The 3040-nt window shown below is 75.8% G+C and carries 4 protein-coding genes; 3 read left to right on the top strand and 1 reads right to left on the bottom strand.

What is annotated here, in order from left to right:
- Positions 1–82 precede the first annotated feature (82 nt).
- Complete coding sequence (locus tag Q6969_RS14640) at positions 83–637, bottom strand: RNA polymerase sigma factor (RefSeq protein WP_104344011.1); 555 nt, start codon at positions 635–637, stop codon at positions 83–85.
- 132 nt (positions 638–769) lie between these two features.
- Here Q6969_RS14640 and Q6969_RS14635 point away from each other — a divergent pair, with 132 nt between their 5' ends.
- The 3 genes from Q6969_RS14635 (at position 770) to pyrE (ending at position 2891) form a co-directional block, all read left to right on the top strand.
- Positions 770–1231, top strand: a complete 462-nt coding sequence (locus tag Q6969_RS14635; protein ID WP_094114963.1) for an Asp23/Gls24 family envelope stress response protein — start codon at positions 770–772, stop codon at positions 1229–1231.
- 103 nt (positions 1232–1334) lie between these two features.
- Positions 1335–2270, top strand: a complete 936-nt coding sequence (locus Q6969_RS14630; protein WP_317231102.1) for an NAD(P)-dependent oxidoreductase — start codon at positions 1335–1337, stop codon at positions 2268–2270.
- Positions 2271–2336: 66 nt separating this feature from the next.
- Positions 2337–2891 (top strand): orotate phosphoribosyltransferase, encoded by a 555-nt coding sequence (gene pyrE / locus Q6969_RS14625; protein ID WP_317231101.1) that lies wholly within the window; start codon positions 2337–2339, stop codon positions 2889–2891.
- The last annotated feature ends 149 nt before the right edge of the window (positions 2892–3040 follow it).

The raw sequence follows: 3040 nt of genomic DNA, 5'->3' as shown, positions 1-3040 counted from the left end.
GGCGTGCGGGGCACGCCCGGCTGCACCGGCTCGGCGGGGCCCGCGGGCAGGCGCTCCCCGGGATCGCCCGGTCCGGTGCCTGTCATCGCCACGCCTCCATGCTCGTCATCACCGCGGTGCGCGCCCGGGAGAGCCGGCCGCGCACGGTCGAGGGCGTCGTGCCCAGGCGCTCCGCGATCTCCTCGTACGAGAAGCCTCCCACCTCGCGCAGCATCCACACCTCCCGCTGCTCGCCCGGCAGCGCATCCAGGACACCCGCCAGCGCGCGCATCTGGGACGACGTCTCCGCGTCGCGCTCCGGCGACGTGAGCCGGTCGGCGATCTCGTGGTCGTCGATGTCGTCCACGGGTCGGCGGGCGCGGATGCGGTCGATGGACTTGCGGCTCACGATCTGCAGCAGCCAGCTCTTCACGCGGTCGGGCTTCTCCAGGGTCGGCAGGCGGTCCCACGCGGTGATGAGCGCCTCCTGCACGGCGTCGTCCGCGTCGGCCCGGGAGCCCGTCAAGCGGATCGCGAACGCGCGCATGTAGGGGGCGTGCCGGCGCACCAGCACCTCGAACGCCCGCGCGTCCCCGTCGGCGGCGCGCTCGGCGAGGATGCCGTCGCCCGCGTCCTGCAGCGAGGAGGAGAGGGCCATGCCGTACCTCCGTGTGCGCTGGGAGAACCGGGGGATCCGGGACCGGTCCGTGACGAACGGCCGCGGCCCTGCGTCGCATCCATGATTACCACAGCAGCGCCCGTCCGACGGGCACCCACGAGGAGGAACCGCATGAGCGACACGAACACCAGCACTCCCGCCGACGTCACCCGCGTCGCCCCCGCGACCACGGGGATCGCGACCGGCACCGTCCTCGCCGAGGGCGACACCACGGTCACCGACGGCGTCATCGCCAAGGTCGCCGGGCTCGCCGTCCGCGACATCCCCGGCGTCCACGCGCTCGGCGGCGGCGCGGCCCGCGTCATCGGCCAGCTCCGCGACCGCATCGGCCAGACCGACCTCACGCAGGGCATCGCCGTCGACGTGCAGGAGGCGGGCGTGGCCTTCCAGGTGACCCTCGTCGCCGAGTACGGCGTGCCCCTCCAGGACGTCGCCGCCGAGGTGCGCGCCGCCATCTCCGAGGCCGTCCGCGAGCTCGTCGGGCGTCCCGTCGCGCGCGTCGACGTCACGGTCGCCGACATCGTGCTGCCGGGCGAGGACTCCGACGACGAGGCCGCGGTGCCCGCCGTCTGATCCGCTCCACCCCGTGACGACGGGCCGCCGGTCGCGTGACCGGCGGCCCGTCGCGCCGTGTCGCGTCCGTGGAGCTCCCATCCCGCGGGCGTACCGTCGGGGGATGACCGACGACACCGCTGCCGTGCCCGCATCCGCCCCCTCGACCGGCGGGTCGCCCCGCGTGGCGCTCCTCGGCACCGGCGTCATGGGCTCCGGCATGAGCCGCTCGATCCTCCGCGCCGGGCTGCCGCTCACGGTGTGGAACCGCAGCGCCGAGAAGGCCGCGCCCCTCGCGGAGGACGGCGCGACCGTCGCCGACGGGGCGGCCGACGCCGTGCGCGAGGCGGACGTGGTGGTGGTGATGCTCTTCGACGCGGACGCCGTGCTCGAGGTCCTCGCCGGGATCGCGCCGGCCCTCCCCGCCGGCGCCGTCGTCCTCCAGTCCAGCACCGTCGGCGTCGAGGGCACCCGGCGGATCGCCGCGCTCGCCGCCGAGCACGGCGTCCGCCTCGTGGACGCCCCAGTCCTCGGCACGCGCGGCCCCGCCGAGCAGGGCCTCCTCGTGCACCTCGTGTCCGGATCCGAGGACGACCTCGCCGTCGCCCGGCCCGTCCTCGAGGCGACCGGCTCGCGCACGGTGGTCGCCGGGTCCGAGCCGGGCGCTGGATCCGCGCTCAAGCTCGCGTGCAACGCCTGGATCGCCTCCATCACCGCCGCCACCGGCCAGTCGCTCGGCCTCGCCCGCCTGCTGGGCGTCGAGCCGCGCCTCTTCCTCGACGCGATCGCGGGCGGCGCGTCCGACACCCCGTACGCGCACCTCAAGGGCGGCGCGATGCTCGCCGGCGAGCTGGCGCCCTCCTTCGCGCTCGACGGCCTCCTGAAGGACGTGACGCTGATGCTCGCCGCGCTCGACGGCGCCGACGCGCACGACTTCGACACCGCCATGCTCGAGGCGCTCCGCGAGACGTACGCGGAGGCGTCCGCGGCCGGGCACGGCGGCGACGACGTGGCCGCCGTCGGCACCGTCTTCGGCCTGCCGACGTCCGCCGACCGCTGACCGGGTCGGCGCCCCGCCCGCCCGTCGCGCCGGGCCGGGCGGGTCCCCGCCCGTAGGATCGGCTCCGTGACGACCACCGACGCGCGCCAGCAGCTCATCGACCACATCACGAGGGACGCCGTGTTCCACGGCGACTTCACCCTGACGAGCGGCAAGAAGGCCACCTACTACGTCGACCTCCGTCGCGTGAGCCTCGACCACCGCGTCGCGCCGCTCATCGGCCGGGTCATGCTCGACCTCATCGCCGACGTGCCCGACGTCGCCGCCGTCGGCGGGCTCACCATGGGCGCGGATCCCATCGCCGCCGCGATCCTGCACCAGGGCGCCGCGGTCGGCCGCGGGTACGACGCGTTCGTCGTGCGCAAGGAGCCGAAGGACCACGGCCGCGGCCGCCAGGTCGAGGGACCGGACCTCGCCGGCAAGCGCGTCATCGTCGTCGAGGACACCTCGACCACCGGCGGCTCCCCGCTGAAGGCCATCGAGGCGCTCGAGAGGGTGGGCGCGGAGATCGCCGCGGTGGCCGTGGTCGTCGACCGCTCCACCGACGCCCGCGAGGTGATCGAGGCCGCCGGCCACCGGTACCTGTACGCGATCGGCCTCGAGGACCTGGGGCTCGCGTAGTGGCCGGGCAGGCGCCTCGCGGCGGCGGGTCGGGGAACGGCCGCGACGACGACGACCCGTTCGCGGTCCGTCCCGCGACCGACGCCGACCGGGAGCGCCCGGTCCAGCCGCTGGCGCCGATCGGCTGGGGCCGCACCGCGGACCGCGAG

Source organism: Clavibacter sp. MX14-G9D (assembly GCF_032917815.1).
Classification (GTDB): domain Bacteria; phylum Actinomycetota; class Actinomycetes; order Actinomycetales; family Microbacteriaceae; genus Clavibacter; species Clavibacter michiganensis_K.
This window is presented reverse-complemented; position numbering and strand designations above follow the sequence as displayed.

Coding starts and splice junctions, on each gene's coding strand:
- Q6969_RS14635 (WP_094114963.1), top strand. CDS start 770: ATGAGCGACACGAACACCAGCACTCCCGCCGACGTCACCCGCGTCGCC.
- Q6969_RS14630 (WP_317231102.1), top strand. CDS start 1,335: ATGACCGACGACACCGCTGCCGTGCCCGCATCCGCCCCCTCGACCGGC.
- Q6969_RS14640 (WP_104344011.1), bottom strand. CDS start 637: ATGGCCCTCTCCTCCTCGCTGCAGGACGCGGGCGACGGCATCCTCGCC.